Origin of the sequence: Streptomyces sp. IBSNAI002 (genome assembly GCF_052244475.1) — a bacterium.
GTDB lineage: Bacteria > Actinomycetota > Actinomycetes > Streptomycetales > Streptomycetaceae > Streptomyces.
This window is the reverse complement of sequence record NZ_JBQPXG010000002.1, coordinates 137,546-156,691: the sequence shown is the minus strand read 5'-3', so window position 1 is coordinate 156,691 and position 19,146 is coordinate 137,546. Positions and strand designations below refer to the sequence as shown.

Here is a 19,146-nt window from a genome sequence, read left to right as displayed (position 1 = left end):
GGCGTCCGGCGGCAGTCCGTCGACGCCGGGCGCTCCGTCCGGTCCCAGGAGCCCGTGGACCTGTTCGACATGGCTCGTGGGGTCACCCACCGCGCAGCCGGCGGTGAGGAGGATCGCAAGGATCCACAACCGCTCGAAGGGAGCGGTAGGGGTTACCGACGGGACCAGCCCATGATGGTGACGCACGAGGTCGGCGAGGGCACGGGTCCGGCCCGGGGACTGTTCAGGCCCTCCACTCAAGCCGATCCGGGCCGCCGTTGCCGCGGGCGAACTGCCCACGAGAGCGGGAGCATCAGGTAGCAGCAGTGCGGTCTGTTCGTCCGCGAAGGCCTCGAAGGCGTGCTGCAGCTTGGACGCGACCACGCCTGCTTCGCCGACCTTTTGTCTGACCTGTGTCCGCAGTTCCGGGCGCAGTCCCGCGGGCATGAGGAGTGGCTGGTGGGTGGGGCGGGTCAGCTGATTGATGCTCTCCACCAGGGCCGGGATGATGAGTTCGTGCGCCGCGGTGTCCACCAGCGCGTCGTCCACGAACCCGTGGCGCGCGAGGCAGCGCAGACCCGCCACGACTGCGGCGTCCACGCGTTCACGACCCAGGTCTGCGGCTGTTCCCTCGCCGCTGCGCAGGAGGACCAGCAGTGCTTCCACGGCACTGAGCGTGGGTACGAGCCCAACGCTGCCCGAGGGCCCCCAGTGGCCGTCGGCGGTTTGCCGGCTCAGCAGGAACTCGACCCGGTGGCGGTGCCCTTCCAGCCAGGGAGCCAGGGAGACCAGGCGGGCCGTCTCGTAGACCGGGGGCGACACAGACCCCCAGACATCGGCGTACGCGTTCTTGACCAGTTGCTCCGGCCTCATCCGCGATCCGCCTTTCAGATGACCTCTACGGGTGTCGCGTCATGCCCGTCTGGGGGCCCGTAGCCGTACAGCAGCCGGTCGCTCACCGCGCGCACCTATGTCCCGCAAGGCGGCGAGCGTCTTGGCAGGGAAGGAGGCATCGTCCACAGCGGCCGGCGATTTCCCCGGGTCCTGACCGCCTGCCGCATCGTCAAGGAGCTCGGCCTGATCAGGTTCGGCTGGGCGTACCGCGACGGCCGGCAATGCGGTGTGCTTACCCGGCCGGAGTTCACCCAACACGGATTCGCCCGTGTGGCGGGGGTGACCGGCGCGCGCCCAGCGGGTGGCTCGCCGTGTGCGGTCCCGCCTGTCGATGGCCTCAGCGACCTCTTGGATGGCGCCACGAAGAAGGTCACCGTAAGCATTCTGAGGAAGCGTGGGGGCGTGTTCTTCGGCCGCGTTGATGTGCTCGGTGGCGGCTTCGAAGGAACCGAGTCGGCGGTAGTTTTCGGCCAGGTGACGGCATCGGCGGCGTCCAGGGCCCGGACGTCCCAGGTTGGAGCCCGACGTGCTCACCGGGATGTTCTTCCAGGTTTCTCAGAAGCAGATCCTTCGAGACCGTCACGCGGGTGCTGACCTCACCCAGTGACGCGAACATCAGGCGATAGTCCGGGAAGTCCTCGGACAGCAACCGGCAACGTGATGGTGGCAGCATTCTGCTGAGCCGCCACCGCGTCTCCGACGACCTTCGTGACATGCTCATCGAGCAGCCGGGATGCCGTGTCAGCCCCGGAACCCAGTACCGCCTCGACACCAGCGAGGGGCATGCCAATCTCCCGAAGCCGTCGCAGCACGGTCGCTCGAGCCACCTGATGAGCGCTGTGGTAGCGGTATCCCGAGACCGGGTCGACCTCGGCAGGGGGCAGTAGCCCGGAGTCGGCGTAGAACCGCAGAGCGCTGGAGGTCAGACCACTGCGCTGCGCGAAGACGCCGATCGGCATCAGATCATCATTTGGCACCGCGCCATCATCGAGCTTCAACCAACGTGAAGGTCAACACCGACGAGCGCCGCCAACGCTCCTCTCAAGGCTTCTGTGACCCTGCCGCCCAGATCAGCGCCTGGGCAACGATGACGTTCTCACCGTTGAAGGTGACGGCGGGGCCTTCGTGCAGTTCGTAGCCAAGGCCAATCGCCTCGCTCACCCGGTGGCAGAACGTGGCGTCGTCGGGGCCGGTCAGGACTCGGTAGACGGGCAACCCGTCCGGTGGTGTACTCATGAATGGAGCATCTCAGACAGGTTCAGGCGGTGATGAACCTCCACACGTGACCGAACGGACTCCTTCGGAGCAACTTCGCCTGAAGACGCGGCCTGCACGGCAGAGGTTTTCTGCCCCGGAGGCTGCTGAGGAGAGCATCCTCTTGGAGTTGCTGTAGCGCCGCTCTTAACACCGCAGGCAGCAGTCCGGCTTACAAGTGGAGATGCCTGTGCGAAGAGGGAACCTCCATCAGTCGCTGACCTGCATGTTTGCCTGTCCAGATCGCTGGAGTCGGCTCTCAGACAGTCTTCTTGGCGACATCCTTCTTGGCTGTCGGAGTGGTAGCGAAGTCGCATAGTGCGTTACGGTGGCTCTCGTCTCTATAGCCCAGGCATTAGAGCGATGACAACGATCTCTGCTCCGTGGATGAAGAAGAGGTCGCTGCACACATCGGTGGGGTATGTCTCCCATGATCACTGCCCTTAGGCGTTGGCGCGCCTGAGGGCAGAGTGCTTTGGTGACCCATGAGCGGTAGCCCAAGGCGCCCCGACCGGTCCTACCCTTGGGGCTGCCCACCCACGCGGCACAAGGGCCCGACCTTCGGGTCGACGCCAGCCAAGTCGGGGCAGAGGATTCTCGCGAGCAACGTTTGCTCTATCAGGCGCTCCGATGTGCGATCCCGGCATCACGCACGGCCGCCGCCGCGTAGGCAAGGGCGCGTACGGGGACCCGTCGACCACGAAGCACGGCATGATCAACGAAGTCCGGACACACCAACGGCCCCCCTGCTCCGACGTTCTGGATGAAGAAGGGGGGCCGCTGTATCGGTGATGGGGCTGTCTCGCGTGATCACTGCCCTCAGGCTTTGGCGCGCCTCAAGGCAAGGGAAACGGTCAGATACTGCTCAGAAATTCGAGCAGCCACTTCCCGAACTCGATGGCCGAGTCCGAGATACCGTCCGCGATCTCATCTCCGAAGAGAACCCCGACGACGTCGAGGGGAGATCGCGTCCCGCGAGAGCAATCCCGGCAGGGCTTCGGCTCGTCGTCCTCCCCGGAGGGATTGGGCATGCCGTCGGTGTTGCCGGTGTCGCCACTCACTTGGCGCCTTTCGTGTAGTGCTCGGAAAGGCGGGCCGGTTGTCCCGACCCCCCGAGAGCTACACGAGGGCAGTCCACACTCTACAGGCGTGGCGAGGCGTCACCGCCGGTGAGAGGACAGGTCCGTTCAGGAACCCGGTGCTCCGAGTGACCGTCAGGCCCCTTAACCAGCAATTTTGTTGCCGGTGGACGATGGTGGCCACGGTGAAATTCGAGTATCCACCGCGCCCACGACCTCCACTTTCGCGGAGGCGGAAACGATTCTGCTGGAGGCCCGCCGCGAAGCCCGCCGCCGCTGCGCGACTCCCGCGGCGATGGGCAGTCGAACGAATACACGAGACGCCGCGCGGGCGGGAACTCCGCTTCTGCGCGACCGGCGTACGGTCGACGGCGGTCTCCCGGGCGGTCCCGCCGCCCGGCATGTCGACGTCGTCCAGGTCGGCGGGGGAGGCGACCGGCGTGCGTACGAGGGGGCGGCCCGTGGCGGTGACGTGGCCGGCCGGGCTCGGTCGGGCTCGGTCGGCGCGTCCGAGCCCGGAGGTCGCCGAGGGCGCACCACCCGAGCCGACCTCCACGGCGGCGATAACCGCGACCGGCTCGGCCGCCGCGTACGCCAGGCCCTCGACATCGAGGACGCTCCGCACCCCCGGTGGCGCCCACAGGCCGGTCCGACCCGGCCGAGGGGCCGGGGGGCGGTTGTGGATGCTGCCGCGCTCGGCCAGACGCAATTCGCGACTGCAAGTGATGGCAGGCATGCCCTGGATGTCGTACGTCAACTGTTCCGCCCATGGCCGTCGCAGAAGTCCCACCATCAGCACCACGCAAAGGAGCGCGCAGGACCAGCGGCGTCGGCGCAGTCTCACAGCGAGGGACGGGAGTCCCTCCCAAGTCGTCGAGATTCTTTGCCGGTCGTGTGCGGTGCGGGCGCCGAGAGGTGAGTACTTCATCGAGTGAGGAGCAACCAACGTGGTTCCGCAGCCAAGTCGCAGGTTCGACACCAGCCGCCCCGCACGCGAGCGGGACGGCTTCCGCCCATGGTCCTGGACCGAGGCACAGGACTACGCGTTCTCGCCTCTGCTCCGAGCGCTGCGGCTTCAAATGGTGATCACAGGAGTCGCAGAGGCACGCAGTTCCGTTGAGCGTGAGCTGGACCTTGTCGCGTCCAAGGTCCTGTCGGTACCGCGCAGCGAGCGGTGGCGTGAGGCTGTCTCCACTGCCGTCATCGGGGACTGGAGCCGGCCCCTGTACCGCAACGTGGATCGGCGCAAGCAGGCGAACGAGCGGCTTGCTGCCCTGAGGGCCGAGGCCCGCGTGCTGCACCGGCAACTGGTGCCCCTGTGGCGACGCGGAACCCGACATGGTCGGGTCCTGTCCCTCGACGCCGAGCTGGGAGATGGGCTCTCGCTGTACCACCTGGTCGCAACCGACCTCGACCTGCTGGGCCGTGTACAGAGCGACCAGGTATTCGAAGACGAACGCCTCAATGTGGTTCTGCGAGGGCTGGATCCGGCAGAACGACAGGTGCTGTTCGCCTACGCCGACGGCGAGGGCGCGACCTGGACCGAGTCTGCTGCTGTCGCCGGGGCCTGCGACCCGGTGGCTTTCGGTGAGCGGGTCCGGCGCAAGGCACGGCGTTTGGCGGCCGAACAGCAAAGGCGGCACCACGCGAGCGGCGGACGGTGGAACCCGGCCAGGACCATGGCTGCGCGTACCCCCGCCCTGTCGTCTACGTCACGCAAGCGCGCGCGACAGGAGCGGGAACCCGTGACGAACGACCTGGCGCCCGGGGAGTCGTAGTGCGGATCGATCCACTCCCACACCGTCCTCAAGCCGGTCTCCCCGGCGAAAGCGCGAGGCCGGGCATCTGCCCGGCGCCACAGATCGGATCCCGTCCATGACCCCGTTGCTCCTGACCGCCCTCGCCCTCTCCGCCATGGCGGCCCTCGCCGCGTACGCACTGCACCGTGCGGCCTCAGCCGACGTTCCCGCCGTCCTCGTGACGGCCGCCCGTACGCTGCCCGTGCTCGTGCTCGGGGCCATCGCGCTCGTCCTCGTCGACCCCGCCGACGTTCCGGGCGTACTCCGCGCAGTGATCCCGAGGCGCTGACCGCCGGTGGGCAACGGCGGCCCCAGGTGCGCGCCCGGCGGCGACGTGTCGATGCCGGGCACAACCAACCGTACGTAGGGCGGACAGGCCGCGGGCGTGACGCGCGGCGCAGCCGGCGCCTCACTCCGGCCGGTGTTCTGGGCTTGCGAAGTCGGGTCTGGTGTAGCCCGAGGGGGAGCCCGTAGCGGGCTGGGAGCCCGAACTGGGGGAGGTGAAGTCCGGACGGCTGTAGCCGAGGTTCGGTATGCGGCCGGGACCGCGGGAATCGGTCTCCGCGCGCGGAGCGACCGGGTCGGCGAGGGCTGAGCTGAGGAACGGCACGATGCCCCGTTCCAGCAGCGCGTTCCGCCAGGCTTCTCCGGCCCGGGCCACCTCCTCGTCCACCGGTTCGCCGTCGAGCCCGGCCTCTGGCACGGGTCGGTCGCGGCCGCTGCGCAGCGCGGTGACCACCAGACCGACCACACATACGACGATCGAGGCCGAGGCCACGGCCACGAACATCGAACCAACGTCAAACAGGGTCCGGCCGAGCCCTGACTCGCTGCTGACCACCTCGAGGACCAGGCCGACAAGGAAGAACAGCGCGGCAGAGGCTCCCGAGAGCACCGGGGCGAGGACGGCGATGACGGTGAACACCCCGGCTCCGCCGGCCTCGGCCGGATCCAGGGTCGGTGTTTCGCTGCTGCTTGGACGCGTGCGGGCGGCCGGCGGCGGCTCGGGGGTACGCGGTGGCCCCGCCGCAGCCGGTGCCGGTGCCGCCGGACGTACGCTCAGGCCGAGCAGCGCTGCCAGCAGACGGCGGCCGTAGGACATCGCGGCCCACCGCGGCGCGGGGACCCCGTCGCCGGTACGGCGGCCGCCGGGCTGCCCGGCACCCAGGAAGGCCGCGCCGAACCGTCGGGCCCAGACCGGCCCGTGCAGGGCGGTCGGTGGCCGCGGGGAGCGTGCCGGAGCGCGGAGGGACGGACGGAGCGGGGGCGGACGCCGAACGCGAGGACGGGTGCACCGTGTCCGAGGACCTGTGCCGCTGCAACACCGCACCACGGCGTTCTTCGCGGACCTTCACGTAGTGGGCGTACTCGGCCGCTGCGGCCGCCGTGAGGAGTGCGGTGGAGTTGATCGCCATGGTGCGCAGTTGTTCCGCAGTGAGCCGTTCGCCCACGGCGGCCAACTCCGGGCGGTCGGAGGCCGTCCGCAATGCCTCGTCGAGGATCCGCTCGTACTCCGGACGGTCCTCGGTCAGCAGGTGTGGAGCGCTGGTCACAGCCCCTCCTCCCCGATCACCGGCACCGGCACCGGCACCGGCACCGGCACCGGCACCGGCACCGGCACCGGCACCGGCACCCGCACCGGCACCGGCAGTCGACGGTGCGGCGGCCTCCGTGACTGCCTCCGCCGTCCCAGCCGGCCGCTGCAATGGTCGGTCGGCAGGAACACGGGTAGCTTCCCGGTGGACATCACTGTCTTCGGCCTCTGCTCGGAGGGCACGCTCGGCTCGCCTGTCACGGCCGGGACCGCGAGCCTGCCACCGGTAGTGCCCGGCCCCATGCCCGGGTAGCCACCGAGCACCGGAGTTGTGGGCCGGGTGTCCGTGATCGACGGCTTACGTGTGCTGCGATCCGGCCCCGATTCCGGCGAGCCCCGGAGCGCGCACCGTGGTGGATGCATGCCCGTCCGCGAGGCCGCGGACCGTTCGGGACGGCGACCGCAGAGCGTCCGCGGCGTCGCTCAGGGCCGCCGGCTGCCCGGCACCGGCATGTTGATGCACGTGTTGAGGGTCATCGCAGACCCGCGAGGGCCGACGGGGGTGGTCGGCGGCTACCTCAGGGGTTTGCAGACTCCCGGACATGTCGATGTGGAGAGTTGCGAAAAATTGCAACTCTTGGCCATAGGGAATGGAAGTGTCGTCAGATTTCGAGCTCGGCTTCGATGCGCCGGAGCTGGTGCCGGGCCATGGCCAGGTTGGCGTTGCGCTTGTCGAGCACGAGGTAGAGGAACAGGGTTTCCTTGCCCCGTCCGGTGCACAGGAGGATGAGGTGGTACTGGTTGCCGAGGGTGATCAGGATGTCCTCGAGCGCGTCGGTGAGTCCGAGGTGTTCCATGGTGCGGGCATTGGAGCGGATGACGTCCGTGTTGCCCGCGGCGGCGACGGAGAGGTCGAGGTCGCGTCCGCCGCCGGCGGTTCCGAGCGCCATCCCGCTGTTGTAGTCGACCAGTGCCGCCCCGAGGGTCCCCTCGACGCTGGTCATGATGTCCTTGAGGGCCGTGTCCACGTTGGCCATGACGTCGCCTTCCGGTGAGTTCGCGTGCGCTGAGCGTGACGCTACCCATGATCGGGGCCCGCCCGTGGAGGATTGGCCAACTTCGGGTGGGATTGACGTGATCCAGGTGGAGGGCGACCAGGGCGGGCAGTCGGCCGACAGTGCGGAAGGCGCGGCCCGGCGCTATCGGTGCGGGCGTGAGGTCAGGTCGGCCAGCAGGTCGGCCTGCCCCTGGAGGACGCCGGTCAAGATGTTGCGGGCAACGCGCAGGAGTTCGGCGACCTCATCGCTGGCAAGCCGGTAGTGGACGCTGACGCCCTCGCGCCGGGCGTGGACGAGGTTCGCCTTGCGGAGCACGGCAAGCTGTTGGGACAGGGCCGCGGCTTCCACACCGACCTCGTTGAGCAGTTCGTAGACGGCGTGTTCGCGTTGGCTGAGGAGTTCCAGGACGCGGATGCGGACCGGGTGGCCGAGGGTTTTGAAGAACTCGGCCTTCAGCTGGTACAGGGGAGTGCTGATCTCTGGTGTCCCGGCCTCGTTCGGTTTGTCGGCGCGTCCTGGCACGGCGCAAGCCCCATCTCACTATCGGGCGGCTGTCAGGCGTCTGCCGCGCTGTGACCGCCACGATTGCAGAAGTCCGCACGCTGCGGGCAGCCACCCGGAATTCGGGAATCAGGCCGCAGGCCGCCGTGTTCACCGCAGAAGGGTGAGACGTCCGGCCAACTCCGTCTCCAGGAGCCCGATGAACCGCAGCCCCTCCCAACCTCCTGCCGATGTCGGCGAGGTATGCCCATGCCCCTGCTCCGGGCGCCTTCGGGCCGACGGGGAGAGCGAGCTTCCTCCTCGTGCTGTGGCCCAGCCCGAGCCGGCGGGCGACTTCGTGCCGGCTCAGGTCCTGCTCGACCCGGACCGGCCGGCCAGGATTTCGGGATCGAGGTGCGGTTGCGACCGCTCCGAGGAGCTTCGGAGAGGGCGCACTCTCATGCCGCTGCGGCTCCGCACCCTTGACGCCGACTGTTGCGGGACAGCCCTCAGCAGGCGTGATGCAGCGAGTCGTCGTGAGGGCGGTGGTGCGGTCAGTGCGTGGCGGCGTTACGGAGTGTGAGGGTGGTCTTGGCGGCGCCTGCGAGGTCGGCGTCGCGGACGAACCGGACGGCGGCAAAGGAGGTGGCGTCGCTCCAGGCACACACGGCCTGGTCGCCGTCCACGCCCTGTGAGAGGCCGCAGCTGAGGCGCCCGCCGTGGGGCCCCGCGTCGAAGCCGGTCACGTCGCGGGCCTTGGCTCCGGTGAAGAAGTTGAGGAACTCCTGCGAGATCGACTCGGTCGCCTTCTCGTCGTGCATCGTGGGGTCCCATTCCGCGCTCCGGAGGAAGACGACGAACTCGAGGTTCTCATCCCCGCCTCTGTCGTAGAACCCGGCCTTCGTTCCCCCGGGCAGTTGCTTGCGCCCTGCCAAGAGCTGGGCTGCGGTCCGCTCTTCGGCCGCGCCCGTCATCCGACGGAAGTCATCGAAACCGTCCGGCAAGGTGACGGAGCGCGGCGCGCCGCCGGCGGCGTAGGCCGGATCGGCCGCCGTGGTCTCGGAGGCTCGGGGCTCGGGGTTGTGGGCGACCGTGGCCTGCACGCCGGCGACGGCCGCAATCAGCACGGTGGCGCCGATGACGATCAGGCGGCGCTGGGACTCGGTCCGGGCGGTTTCGGCAGGGTCGCCACCTGGCGGGGTCGAGGGAGCGCGCCAGGTGCTGGTCAGTTTCCAGAGCAGCGCGATGCCGATGAGGGCGACGGACAAGAGCCCGATCACCTGGCCGAGGGCGAAGCTTTGCGAGGTGGTGTCCACGGACGAGGCGATCATGCCAGGCATCGCACGTGTGATCGAAAATGGTTTGGGTCACGATTCCGACAGTCCCTGTGAGGCTAAAGGGATCCGGACCACGTCAGCAGAGGAGCGGACGTGTGCTGTCGACGGCGCGCGTAGTCGTTGACGACGATGTGAGCGCGGTACGGAAGCCCACTTCGTGGGCGCCGCCTTCTTGAGTACGAGTGCTGTCCGCGAAGGAGCGGAACTCTCCCGGGGACCAGGTGTTCCGCTGCCTCGCGACCTGCACAAAGATCGCCAGGTCCACGTTCTCCGACTCGAAGCCGATGGCGGGGGAGTGGACGAGACTCGGGGGTAGGGGGTTGAGGTGGGCGACATAGGCCCGGAGACCGTCGAGGTGGTGGCGGCGGACCGGCCGTTCCGGCCGCTCTTCGGCGTGTGAGATGGCCAGGCCCCCATTGAGGAGGGCCAGTTCCTGGAGGAGGCTGTGCCCGACCGGGTGCTCGCGCTTCCCGGCCGGGGTGGCTCGGTCTGGCCTGTCACCGGTGTGCGTACCGCGGGGGTCGGGGCGGTCGGGGCACTGAGCGCCTGGTATCAGCCGCTGATGTCCACGGCGAAGGGTGTCGTCTGCCAGTGGTCGATCGCGGGCTTGAGGTACTCCAGCAGTTCGGGGAGCTGCGGGACCAGGGTGAGGGTGGCGATGACCCGCAGCATGCCCAAGGCGTTGACGAAGGCGAGAACCTCCTTGTCGAGCGGCCTCGTGCCGTTGCGCTGTGCGCCGCGGTTGTAGGCGGCTTCATGCTCGGGTCCGAGAGCGGCCAGGTCCCATTCGACGGGGCCGAGCGTGACCAGTTCGAAGTCGGCGTAGAGGTCGCCGTCCAGGGCGTTGAAGATGTTGGCGGGCGGGGAGTCGCCGTGGATGGGCTGGACGTCGATCCCGGGAAACCGAGCCAGGAAGGCGCCCGGTGAGCGTACGAGGGGTTCGAGGAGCTGCCATTCGCGACGGGCCCGGTCGAGATCGGCCGCCGTCATCAGGTCGGGGTGCTGGTCGAGCAGGGCGAGGCTGTCCGAGATGAACCGCGGGTCGGCCGCGGACAGGAACTCCAGGCGGCCCGGGTAGGTACGCAGTGCCGCGTGCAGGTCGGCGACGCTCTCGGCGTTCGCCACGTAGTCGGGTTCCCTGTCCCGGGCCTCCTCGATGAACGGCCAGAACGTCATGGAGAACCCGCCGCGCTGCACGGGCTCGCGCGGCACCAGCGGGCTGGGCGCGATCACGGAGATCCCCTGGTCTGCGAGCCACCATGTGACATCCAGCTCGTCTTGCTGGCGGCGCGCGAGGGCGGCCAGATCGTCGGGACGGGGCAGGACGGTGGGGATCCTGGCGACGACCGGTGCGGGTGCGAGGTGGACGACGACCGAGAAGAGGTCGTGGAGCACTGTGGGCTCGGTGACGGTCAGGCCGAGCCCGCGCCCAGCCTCGACGGCTGCCTCGACGGCGGCGGAGGTACGGTCCGCGCGCTCTTGTGCTGTCAGGAAGCCGGTCATGGACCATCCCTTGTTCAGTGGACTGATGGCTACGGAGCGGATCGCGTTCGACCGTGCGGTATCGGCGAGCATCCGCTGGCGTGCGCACGGTGGCGGTCGTCGCGCGCTCAGGCCGCCGCCAAGGCGGCCGCAACGGCGGCTCAAGTGCCCGGTTTGGGTCGCTCGTGGGAGGACAGCAGGTCCTTTGCCCGCCGTTCCACCAGGATCTGCCGACGCTGCGCGGTCCGTGCTCGGCACGCTGCGGGCGGCGATGATCTGCTCGTGGGTGACGGGTCCGCCGGGGCGGGTATGTCGGCCAGGCCCACGGCCAGTGTCAGTCCGGCCGGAGCCGCGATGGCTTGGGGCCGGCGCATGAACGGCGCTTTCGCGGCGGTTCCTTCGCTGTGGCGGACTCCGCTGTCCTGGTTGGCGGAAGCGGTGGAACACCACGCTGGAACCTGGTCTGATTGTCCGGCGGCAGGCATGTACGTCTGTGCAGGTCAGCGTGGGTGGGACTTCGGATATCCGCGAACTTGTACGAACATGCGCAGATAAGTTGGACCATGGAGGGGGAGTCATGAGCAGACCTGGGCGTCCGCCGGGCCCGTTAAGAGGGCGCACCGATGAGGCGAACGCGCTCGCGCAGTTCCTGCGGGATCTGACGGCCGAGTACACGGTGAGTCAGCTCGAGGGGCGCTATGAGGGCAGTCGGAGCGTGTGGAGCGAGTACCGCTCCGGTGTGAAGACCGTTCCGCTGTCGCGGCTCAAGAAGATCATCGAAGACCGTTACCCCCGCGATGCCCGCACCCGCGATCACAAACTCCAGGAAGCACGCCGCCTGCACATCGCGGCGATGGCCGCCGCGGCTACCGCCACACCGGCCCGGGGTGCGGCGCCGGCCCTCGCGCCGGCGACGGAGCCGCTGCCCGCACCGGCCGACCCAGTTCCAGACCCCGGCCGAGGCACGGGCGCGGATGAGGTCACGGCGCCCGCCGCGACGGCGCCCCCGACCGTCGCGGATACCGGCCCCGTCACCGCACGCGCGGACGCGGTCGCCGGTCCTGTTCCGGAGCGGGACGCGAACGCCCCGATCGCCGGTGAAACCGCCCCGTTGTCCACGGACAACCAGCGGACCTCGGCGGACGCGGGACCAGCCGCTCCCGCGGACGTCCGGTCGCAGTCGCAGTCGCAGCCGGAGCCGGAGCCCCGCTCCGACGCGGACGAGGCGGTCGTCTCGCGCTCGCTCCCAGGCCCAGCTGCGAGGCGGGGCGGGCGGACCGCCCGGTACGCACGGTGGAGCACTCCGGCACAGTGGGCCGCGCTCCTGGTCCTGGTCGCCGTCCTGGTCGTCGCCAACCGGCCCGACCACGCGAAGGCGCCCTCCACGGAGGCCTCCTCACCAGAAACCCAGGGCCAAGGGTCCATCGAGCCGGGCGAGGACCCGTCGCCGCCGGCTCCTTCCCCCACACCTCCATCACAGTCCGCCGATCCCGGAATCGGACCCTCATCCACCCCTGAGCCGTCCCCGGAAGCACCTGCTGCGGCGCCTGCCCAGCTGAGCGCGAACCCAGCGCCGTCAACGCCGCCGCAGCAGGCACAGAGCAAGGCGCCGCAGCCCGCACCGCCTCCGCCGTCGGTTGGGACCGGTCCCCGGACCTTTGTGAACGCGGCCACGCAGATGTGCCTGGAGATCCGGCGCAGCGCCGGCGAGGACGGGGCGACCGCCAACCAGTGGACCTGCAACAACTCCTCCAGCCAGAAGTGGCTCATCACCACCCCGGGCGGGGACGCGAACCTCGTCCACCTGGACTCGCGCAAATGCCTGGAGATCCGAGGCGACGTCGGGGACGACGGGGCGACGGCCAACCAGTGGAGCTGCAACAACGTTCCCTCCAGCCAGGTCTGGCGCTTTCAGCCCGTCCCGGGCGGCGGCTGGAGGATCGTCGGCGCGTACTCCGGGAAGTGCCTGACCATCCGCGGTCAGGGCGACGGCGCCCTCGCCAGCCAGTGGCCCTGCGACAACAGCCCCGCCCAGACCTGGTGGTAAACCGGCCTCGCCCTCACCGGGACGGCCGGCACACGTCCGGCCCGCCCCGGCCCGTCACGCCGAAGAGCTGAGAGCTATGACGAGGGTGAGGCGGCAGCCCGGCAGCCCGGCTGCCCTGGGCGTGGGGCACCGGCGGGTCGCCGCCTGCCTGGGCTTGGCCGAGGGAGGCGGGATCCGCCGTACCGACCTGGGTGCCCGGTTCGGGGCGGCTGGGGTCAGGGGTAGAGGTAGTCGTTGAGGTATCTGCGGGCCGCGGCCGTGTTCGTTCCGAGGGCGGTTGCGACCTCGTCGGTCGGTACGTCCCGGGCGGCGAGTTCGTACACGGCGTCCTGGCCGCTCCGGGCGATGACGTACCGCATGTCGGCGAGGGCCTTCAACGTGACCAGCGGCTCCTCGAGGGCCAGGGCGTCGAGGGCGCGGACGAGGTCGGTGAGGATACCGGTGAGCTCCGCGGGGAGCGGTACGGCCGCATCCCGGATCGCCGACACGTGCGCCTCGTGGTCCGCGATCGGCCCCGACAGGTCGACGTCCACCTCGTAGAGGGGCTGGTCGTGGGGGAGGACGGTCCAGTCGAGCGGGTACTGCGCGGCGCCCCGCCACCCGCACGAGCAGCTGCCCCGCAGGACCGCAGCCCGGGGGCGGCCGTGCCGGCCGTCGTAGGCGTGCCACTCGCGTGATGACGGCACGTTCGGACCGCTGCCCACGTCGAAGTAGACCGGCCCCGGCTCGACACCGTCGGCCAGCAGTACCCCCACCGACCCCTCATGCGCGGCCCCCAACGCCTTGAGCACCCTGTCCACCACGTTCAACCCCTTCCCGCGAGCGCCCGGTCGGGCCGACCCATCGGCCAGTTGGCCACGTCCAGGCTGCCGCGATCCGGGTGCCCGCGTACCCGGATCCACCGAAAGCGGTACCGGTGTGACCGGCGGCGTCACTGGCCCCGGGGTGCTTCCAGGCCCGTCATGTTCCTGCGGACGCCGGGTGGGGGCGCCTCTTCAACGGCCATGCTCGCGCTGCTCGACCAGGACACCGGGCGACGCCCGCGTCGTGTCGCTGTCGCTGCTCTCCGTTCCCGGCAACGGGAACCTCCACGAGTTGCCCCGCCTTGGTGCTTGTTCAACGCGCTCGTCGACAGCCCTGACATCCCACAAGGAGCTGTCGCATTCGGCCGGCACGCCAACCAGCCATCGGCAGACCTCGCCAAGGCAAGAGATGACGCCCCCTTCCGTCGGGCTGGGGAACGTTGCTCCGTATCGTTGACCCGCCAAGTCGATTCAAGCGTGCGGAGGCTTCGTGCGGGTCGGGGACCATGCCACGTGGGATCACACGTTTCCGGTCAGGTACCTTCTGAACCCGCCAGGATGCCGACCTTCAGAGCGACTTCTGGGGGCGGTGTGCTGACGTCGAGGGACTGTTCGCCGACCCGGTGCCGCCGCCACGTGAACTCCTGATCCTCCGCGGGTGCATGCCCGCAGGGCCGTGGCGGGACGTGCTCGCCTTTCCCGACGAGGCCACGCGCTCTTCGGGCAATCTGGAGGTTGACGTCTCAGATGAGAAGGGCCCCCAGTTCGCGTGGACCCTGGTGGACACCTTCGTCATCTCGCACTCGCCCAACGCGACCGATCCGGGCCGTGCAGACGTCGTCGTCGGCACTGGCGTGATCGAACACAGCGAGGTCTGGCCCGGCGCCGGCCCTGGCACCATGCCTGCGGTTCCGCGGTTCGCAGTCACAGAAGAGGACTACGGGCAACAACCACCTACGCGTCGGGATGCTGCGGCAGGGCGAGCCAGTCCGACCAGGAGATGTCACGGCCGGGGAAGCGCGGCCGCTCGAACGGCCAGTCGGCGGCGATCCACCGCGGCACCAGTTCGTCGACCGCCTGCTCGACCGCGCTGCCCACCAGCTCGTCCACCACCCACCAGGAGATCTCACCGTCCGCGCCGGTCTTCTCCGGCGGGTCGATGTAGACACAGCCGAGCAGAACTGTCTCCGCCGCGTCGAACAGCGCGTAGTTGAAGGACTGGTGCGCGGCGATCTCCTTCTCGTGCCGCAACAGGTCGGCCTGGTCGGCCTCGTAGGTCATGGTCTCCGCGGGCCAGCCCCAAGCCGGGCCGAAAATCGTCCACAGCCGCTCGCGCGAACCCATCACAGCCGGATAGTCGAGCGGGGTGTCCGTTTCCCGGATCGGCCGCAGGTGGTGAGTACCGCCCGGCAGCGGTACCAGGACGGGGTGGACGAAGTCATCGGGAAGCCAGCCCATGGCGGTTGTCAGGGCGGAGAGTTCGAGGGATCTCAGCATCGCCTCCCGGTCGGCCGGCACGTACTCTTCGGCGGCGGCTGCCGCGTTCAGTACCTCCTGGATTTCGGCGGTCGTCAGGCTGCGTGCCTCGGCCGCGGCCAGCAGGTGGTCTGCCCGTTCCCGGGGCAGGCCGCGTTCCGAGGCGATCAGGTCGTTCAGCGCTTCCTCACGCACCGCGAAACGGCTCATCCCGCAGTCGAGGCCGTCGTCGTCCAGGTCGTCGGGGTACGGTGCGCGGGCCCAGGCGCCGTGCTCGTACCAGTAGACGCAGCCCAGCTCCCAGCCCTCCAACAGTTCCCGCAGGCGCTCGTGGGGCAGCCAGTCCGGTGCCCGCGCCAGCATGTCGATGGCGGGTTCGTGCCATTTCACGGCACTGGACTCGTCCTCGCCGTACAGCAGGTAGCGGCCTTCTCCCACCTGCTGGAGCGTCCACCAGGTGCAGCCGCGGTCGTCGAGGTGCAGACCCTCGCCGTCGATCCACGTGCCGACGCGACGGACGCCCCGGGCTTCCGCCCGCGCCGTGGCCTCCAATACGGCGGCCAGGGCCCAGCGCGCCCACAGCACTTCGGCCGTCGGCAGGTCCTCCGGCCGGCCAGGCCTGTCGATCGCCATTTCGTCCCCCAGTCCGGGCCAGTCCTCGTACGGCGTCGTCCCGCATGATCGCCGAACCGTGATCGTAGAACAACGCCGGGACGGGCTCGGAACGGGTGGGGGAGTAGCGAAACGGGGCTCAGCGGAACCAGGCCACGAGGCGGGCGTCGTCCACACCGTGGATATCGCCCCACGAGGCGGCGAGGGGTGCCCAAGACCGGCCGTGCACGGGCGTGGGGGAGGTCGCCCGCAGCACATCCCCGGTGGTGGCGATCTGGGCGGCGGTCCGTGCGTGTCCGGTGAGCGCGGCCTGCCCGCCGGCCTTCTCCGCCGCCTACCGACTGCCATCGAAGCCAGTCGCGTGCAGCGCGCTGATCTGGGGCGACCGGGCTGGATGTCAATGGGTGCGGCTCATCGCGAGTGAGCCAGGCGCCTGTCTCGTGGGGCAGGCCCTAGGCGGAATCGGTGGTGCCGGATGGCAGAGCCTGCTGATAGAGCGCCACCAACACCCCGTGCACGGGCCGGTCCTCCGCATCTTCCTCGGCCTCGTCGACCAGTTTGGCGAGGGTCTCGCCGAGCTCTCGTGCCTTCGCGGGGCTGAGACGCAGGTGGCGCAGTGTCAGGTGGGTCTCGGCGGGTGAGCGGTCGAGCTCCTGGGCGACCGCGGCGAGCATCGCTGCGGTGCCTGCCGCTTGGGGTTCGGCGACGACCATGTGTCGGGCCGTGCGCTGGTAGTACTGCTCGGTACCGCCGCGGACCTGGCGGGTCTCGGCGATGTGGACGAGCCCGGCTTCGCGGAGCACTTTGAGGTGGTGGGCCACGTTGCCCTTCGTCGCGTCGAGTTGAGCCGCGAGCCGGCGGATGGTCGCAGGCCGTTGGCCCAGCGCGAAGAGCAACCGTTGTCGCAACGGGTGGGCGAGCGCCGCGAACTGCTCAGGCGCACTGATTTCCAGGACGTCCTCAGGAGGAGGCGAGTAGGAAGGCTGCTCGTGCATACAGAAAGTGTCTAACTTGCTTGACGCTTTCGCAAGGGCGGTGATCTACTCCCGGCCATGACGACTTCCACGGAACTTCGGCCGCCCCATGTCATCGACGAGACCGTCCGGCTCCTGACCGAACAGTATGTTTTCCCCGAGATAGCAGAGCAGCTCGCCGGCCTCCTGCAACGACGCCTCACCGACGGCGCCTATGACGTCGATGGTGCCGAGGAGCTCGCCCGGCTGGTCACCGCGGACCTGCAGTCGATCAACGGTGACCTGCACCTCAGCCTGAAGTACCACGCCGACCCGGTACCTCCCAAGGAGGGTGCGGCCGTCCTGGAGTCCATTCGCCGCGAGTTCGACACCTCGCTCGGCGGTGCGCCCCGGGTGGAACTGCTCGACGGAGGGGTCGCCGTACTGGAGCTGGCTCCGATGCTGTTCCCGCTGGAATGGACCGCCGAAGCCCTGAGCGCCGCGCTCACCCTGGTCTCCCGCGCCCAGGCGCTGATCGTGGACCTCCGCTCCAACCGCGGCGGTGACCCGGACACGGTCGCCTTCGTCTGCAGCTACCTTCTGGACAAGCGCACCCACCTCAACACCATGTACTGGCGCGCGGGCGACCGCAGCGAGCAGTCCTGGAGCCTGCCACACGTTCCCGGCGCCCGCTTCGGCGGCAGCAAGCCGTTGTACGTGCTGTCCAGCGACGCCACCTTCTCTGCCGCTGAGGAGCTGGCGTACGACCTGCAGCAGCTCGGCCGCGCCGTCGTCGTCGGCGAGCGCACCCGCGGCGGCGCGCACCCGCGGAAGGGTTGGACGGTGCATCCGCACCTGGAAGCCAGTATTCCTACGGGCCGTGCCATCAACCCCGTCTCCGGCACCAACTGGGAGGGCGTTGGTGTGCAGCCGGACGTCCCTTGCGCGGCTGCCGACTCCCTCGACCACGCGCACAAGCTGGCCCTCGCCCAACTGGCGGGCTGACCAGGTTCCACCGGCCGGCGGTACTGCGCGCAGGCCTCCCCTGACCGCGTCCGGCCGACACCCGACGTACGACACCCTCAGCGCGCTCACCCCTCACGACGCAACCGAGTCGGTTGGCGGATGGCCGTGCCGGTACGCGGTGACCTGGACGCCGCTCTCGGCGCCGGACTCGACCAGCGCGTCGAGAGTCTCCCGGAGTCTCACGCGCCCTCCTTCACCACCACGCGCCGTGTCACCCTAAGTAGTTGTAACACTACCTTTGGTCACGGCGGTCGTTCGAGTGTGGCGTAAGAGAAGAAGAGGTGGACCGGGGATGCGCGAGACCCGACGTGTGGCACGGGTACTGGGGGCGTGTGCGGCGGCGCTGACACTGGCGGTGACCACGCCGGGCGCGGCGCAGGCCGCCGACGGGGTGCTGTTCATCGACCGGGGTGCGATCCATGACCCGTCCGGCTGCTATCCGTTGGGCGACTTCGTGCCCTCGGAGGTCGGCAACTTCACGAACGAGACGGCCGCCCTGTGGTCGGGCCGCTTCTGCGACGGGCGCGTGACGGGCTTCGTTCTGCCCGGACAGATCGTCCGCCCGGCCCACGGCATGAGCCTGTACGTCCAGTAGCGCGAGGACGACCGGAGCCGCGCAGGGGAGGAACACGGCGCCGCCCCCCTCACCGTTCGGCTGGCGGGGGCCGGCGCTTCGGCATGCCGTGCGCGATACCGGCCGACACCGGGGTCCACCTTGCGGCCGACGGCCGGGCCTTCACCGTCACCGCAGACCAGTCCGGTGACGCGCCTGCCTTCGAGACGGTGATGGACCGTCTCGGCGTGCCCCGCAGCGGTCCGGGCAGACCCCGGACCGGCCACCGCCCGCGGCGGGGCCGCCGAGCGGTGCATCCACCGGCTCAAGCAGCGGCGTGTGCACCACCGCAGGCGGAGAATGACCGTGTTTCAGCACGGGGAGGGGGGAGGTCGACGCCCGTCGGCGCGGCCGGCCCCGCCCAAGGTGACGGAGGTGAGCTCGGGCAGCGCCAGGATCAGGCGGTTGCCGACCAGGGCGGCGGGGGAGTGGTCGGTCCCGGGGTGTTCCCACCGCCACAGTTCCGTCAGCTGGAGGCCTCCTGCGAAGCAGTCGACGACCTGGGACGGGCCACCGAGTCCGCCATTCGGGTCTATCCCGACGCATCGATCAGGCTGAGCTTCCCTGGCATCGGCCCCCAGACAGGCACACGGATCCTCGCGGAGATCGGCGACGACCGCACCGGGTTCGCCACAGCCGGAGGGCTCAAGGCAGACGCGGGCGCGGTCCCCCATCACCCTGGCTTTTTCGCTGCTCTACAGCGCGGCCGATGAGTTTGTG

Annotated in this window: 18 protein-coding genes and 3 pseudogenes; 7 read left to right on the top strand and 14 right to left on the bottom strand. The window is 69.6% G+C overall.

Translation table 11 applies throughout. The annotated features are described in order from the left end of the window. Window positions 1-1,372: 1,372 nt before the first annotated feature. The 3 genes and pseudogenes from ACTVZO_RS00975 to ACTVZO_RS00965 form a co-directional block, all read right to left on the bottom strand. A pseudogene (locus ACTVZO_RS00975) lies at window positions 1,373-1,832 on the bottom strand (MerR family transcriptional regulator); the annotation flags it as partial. 82 nt (window positions 1,833-1,914) lie between these two features. Continuing rightward, the gene (locus tag ACTVZO_RS00970) at window positions 1,915-2,109 is read right to left on the bottom strand and encodes a DUF1737 domain-containing protein (protein WP_443296449.1); all 195 of its coding nucleotides are present in this window, start codon (window positions 2,107-2,109) and stop codon (window positions 1,915-1,917) included. Window positions 2,110-2,981: 872 nt separating this feature from the next. Continuing rightward, window positions 2,982-3,188 (bottom strand): hypothetical protein, encoded by a 207-nt coding sequence (locus ACTVZO_RS00965; protein WP_443296448.1) that lies wholly within the window; start codon window positions 3,186-3,188, stop codon window positions 2,982-2,984. A gap of 965 nt (window positions 3,189-4,153) precedes the next feature. On the opposite strand from ACTVZO_RS00965, the gene ACTVZO_RS00960 reads away from it, so the two are divergent. Together ACTVZO_RS00960 and ACTVZO_RS00955 are read left to right on the top strand one after the other, a co-directional pair. Continuing rightward, complete coding sequence (locus ACTVZO_RS00960; protein WP_443296447.1) at window positions 4,154-4,984, top strand: hypothetical protein; 831 nt, start codon at window positions 4,154-4,156, stop codon at window positions 4,982-4,984. A 97-nt stretch (window positions 4,985-5,081) separates the two neighbouring features. Next, a complete protein-coding gene (locus ACTVZO_RS00955) occupies window positions 5,082-5,294 on the top strand; it encodes a hypothetical protein (RefSeq protein ID WP_443296446.1) in 213 nt (70 codons plus the stop codon). 120 nt (window positions 5,295-5,414) lie between these two features. Here the strand turns inward: ACTVZO_RS00955 and ACTVZO_RS00950 are convergent, their stop codons facing one another. The 8 genes and pseudogenes from ACTVZO_RS00950 to ACTVZO_RS00915 form a co-directional block, all read right to left on the bottom strand. Next, window positions 5,415-5,930 (bottom strand): hypothetical protein, encoded by a 516-nt coding sequence (locus ACTVZO_RS00950; protein ID WP_443303423.1) that lies wholly within the window; start codon window positions 5,928-5,930, stop codon window positions 5,415-5,417. Between the two features lie 406 nt (window positions 5,931-6,336). Next, a pseudogene (locus ACTVZO_RS00945) lies at window positions 6,337-6,558 on the bottom strand (hypothetical protein); the annotation flags it as partial. Then, entirely contained in the window at window positions 6,555-6,731 is a 177-nt protein-coding gene (locus tag ACTVZO_RS00940) for a hypothetical protein (RefSeq protein WP_443296445.1), read from the bottom strand. The pseudogene ACTVZO_RS00945 and the gene ACTVZO_RS00940, both read right to left, overlap by 4 nt. A 470-nt stretch (window positions 6,732-7,201) precedes the next feature. Further along, window positions 7,202-7,576 carry a hypothetical protein gene (locus ACTVZO_RS00935; RefSeq protein ID WP_443296444.1) on the bottom strand — a complete coding sequence of 125 codons (375 nt, stop codon included), beginning with the start codon at window positions 7,574-7,576 and terminating at the stop codon, window positions 7,202-7,204. Window positions 7,577-7,738: 162 nt separating this feature from the next. Then, complete coding sequence (locus tag ACTVZO_RS00930; RefSeq protein ID WP_443303011.1) at window positions 7,739-8,074, bottom strand: ArsR/SmtB family transcription factor; 336 nt, start codon at window positions 8,072-8,074, stop codon at window positions 7,739-7,741. Window positions 8,075-8,631: 557 nt separating this feature from the next. Further along, the gene (locus ACTVZO_RS00925) at window positions 8,632-9,408 is read right to left on the bottom strand and encodes a hypothetical protein (protein WP_443296443.1); all 777 of its coding nucleotides are present in this window, start codon (window positions 9,406-9,408) and stop codon (window positions 8,632-8,634) included. 82 nt (window positions 9,409-9,490) lie between these two features. Next, window positions 9,491-9,817, bottom strand: a complete 327-nt coding sequence (locus tag ACTVZO_RS00920) for a hypothetical protein (RefSeq protein ID WP_443303010.1) — start codon at window positions 9,815-9,817, stop codon at window positions 9,491-9,493. 149 nt (window positions 9,818-9,966) lie between these two features. Beyond that, the gene (locus ACTVZO_RS00915) at window positions 9,967-10,917 is read right to left on the bottom strand and encodes a phosphotransferase family protein (protein ID WP_443296442.1); all 951 of its coding nucleotides are present in this window, start codon (window positions 10,915-10,917) and stop codon (window positions 9,967-9,969) included. A gap of 556 nt (window positions 10,918-11,473) precedes the next feature. Between ACTVZO_RS00915 and ACTVZO_RS00910 the strand changes: the two genes are divergently transcribed. Beyond that, entirely contained in the window at window positions 11,474-12,943 is a 1,470-nt protein-coding gene (locus tag ACTVZO_RS00910) for an RICIN domain-containing protein (protein WP_443296441.1), read from the top strand. A 215-nt stretch (window positions 12,944-13,158) separates the two neighbouring features. On the opposite strand, the gene ACTVZO_RS00905 is transcribed toward ACTVZO_RS00910, so the two are convergent. The 3 genes from ACTVZO_RS00905 to ACTVZO_RS00895 all read right to left on the bottom strand — a co-directional run bounded on the left by ACTVZO_RS00905 (window position 13,159) and on the right by ACTVZO_RS00895 (window position 16,829). Next, window positions 13,159-13,746 carry a hypothetical protein gene (locus ACTVZO_RS00905; protein ID WP_443296439.1) on the bottom strand — a complete coding sequence of 196 codons (588 nt, stop codon included), beginning with the start codon at window positions 13,744-13,746 and terminating at the stop codon, window positions 13,159-13,161. 954 nt (window positions 13,747-14,700) lie between these two features. Continuing rightward, window positions 14,701-15,204, bottom strand: coding sequence for an N-acetyltransferase (locus tag ACTVZO_RS00900; protein ID WP_443303009.1), 504 nt, complete (start codon window positions 15,202-15,204; stop codon window positions 14,701-14,703). 1,082 nt (window positions 15,205-16,286) lie between these two features. Continuing rightward, window positions 16,287-16,829, bottom strand: a complete 543-nt coding sequence (locus tag ACTVZO_RS00895) for an ArsR/SmtB family transcription factor (protein WP_443296438.1) — start codon at window positions 16,827-16,829, stop codon at window positions 16,287-16,289. 57 nt (window positions 16,830-16,886) lie between these two features. Here ACTVZO_RS00895 and ACTVZO_RS00890 point away from each other — a divergent pair, with 57 nt between their 5' ends. The 4 genes and pseudogenes from ACTVZO_RS00890 to ACTVZO_RS00875 all read left to right on the top strand — a co-directional run bounded on the left by ACTVZO_RS00890 (window position 16,887) and on the right by ACTVZO_RS00875 (window position 19,139). Next, the gene (locus ACTVZO_RS00890; RefSeq protein WP_443296437.1) at window positions 16,887-17,792 is read left to right on the top strand and encodes a S41 family peptidase; all 906 of its coding nucleotides are present in this window, start codon (window positions 16,887-16,889) and stop codon (window positions 17,790-17,792) included. Window positions 17,793-18,105: 313 nt separating this feature from the next. Further along, entirely contained in the window at window positions 18,106-18,408 is a 303-nt protein-coding gene (locus ACTVZO_RS00885; RefSeq protein WP_443296436.1) for a hypothetical protein, read from the top strand. 50 nt (window positions 18,409-18,458) lie between these two features. Further along, window positions 18,459-18,771: pseudogene (locus ACTVZO_RS00880) on the top strand (IS5/IS1182 family transposase); the annotation flags it as partial. Between the two features lie 83 nt (window positions 18,772-18,854). Beyond that, window positions 18,855-19,139: a transposase gene (locus ACTVZO_RS00875; RefSeq protein ID WP_443296435.1), complete on the top strand. Its 285-nt coding sequence runs from the start codon at window positions 18,855-18,857 to the stop codon at window positions 19,137-19,139. Window positions 19,140-19,146: the final 7 nt, after the last annotated feature.

Coding starts and splice junctions, on each gene's coding strand:
- ACTVZO_RS00970 (WP_443296449.1), bottom strand. CDS start 2,109: ATGAGTACACCACCGGACGGGTTGCCCGTCTACCGAGTCCTGACCGGC.
- ACTVZO_RS00955 (WP_443296446.1), top strand. CDS start 5,082: ATGACCCCGTTGCTCCTGACCGCCCTCGCCCTCTCCGCCATGGCGGCC.
- ACTVZO_RS00935 (WP_443296444.1), bottom strand. CDS start 7,576: ATGGCCAACGTGGACACGGCCCTCAAGGACATCATGACCAGCGTCGAG.
- ACTVZO_RS00925 (WP_443296443.1), bottom strand. CDS start 9,408: ATGATCGCCTCGTCCGTGGACACCACCTCGCAAAGCTTCGCCCTCGGC.
- ACTVZO_RS00915 (WP_443296442.1), bottom strand. CDS start 10,917: ATGACCGGCTTCCTGACAGCACAAGAGCGCGCGGACCGTACCTCCGCC.
- ACTVZO_RS00910 (WP_443296441.1), top strand. CDS start 11,474: ATGAGCAGACCTGGGCGTCCGCCGGGCCCGTTAAGAGGGCGCACCGAT.
- ACTVZO_RS00900 (WP_443303009.1), bottom strand. CDS start 15,204: ATGGGCTGGCTTCCCGATGACTTCGTCCACCCCGTCCTGGTACCGCTG.
- ACTVZO_RS00895 (WP_443296438.1), bottom strand. CDS start 16,829: ATGCACGAGCAGCCTTCCTACTCGCCTCCTCCTGAGGACGTCCTGGAA.
- ACTVZO_RS00890 (WP_443296437.1), top strand. CDS start 16,887: ATGACGACTTCCACGGAACTTCGGCCGCCCCATGTCATCGACGAGACC.
- ACTVZO_RS00885 (WP_443296436.1), top strand. CDS start 18,106: ATGCGCGAGACCCGACGTGTGGCACGGGTACTGGGGGCGTGTGCGGCG.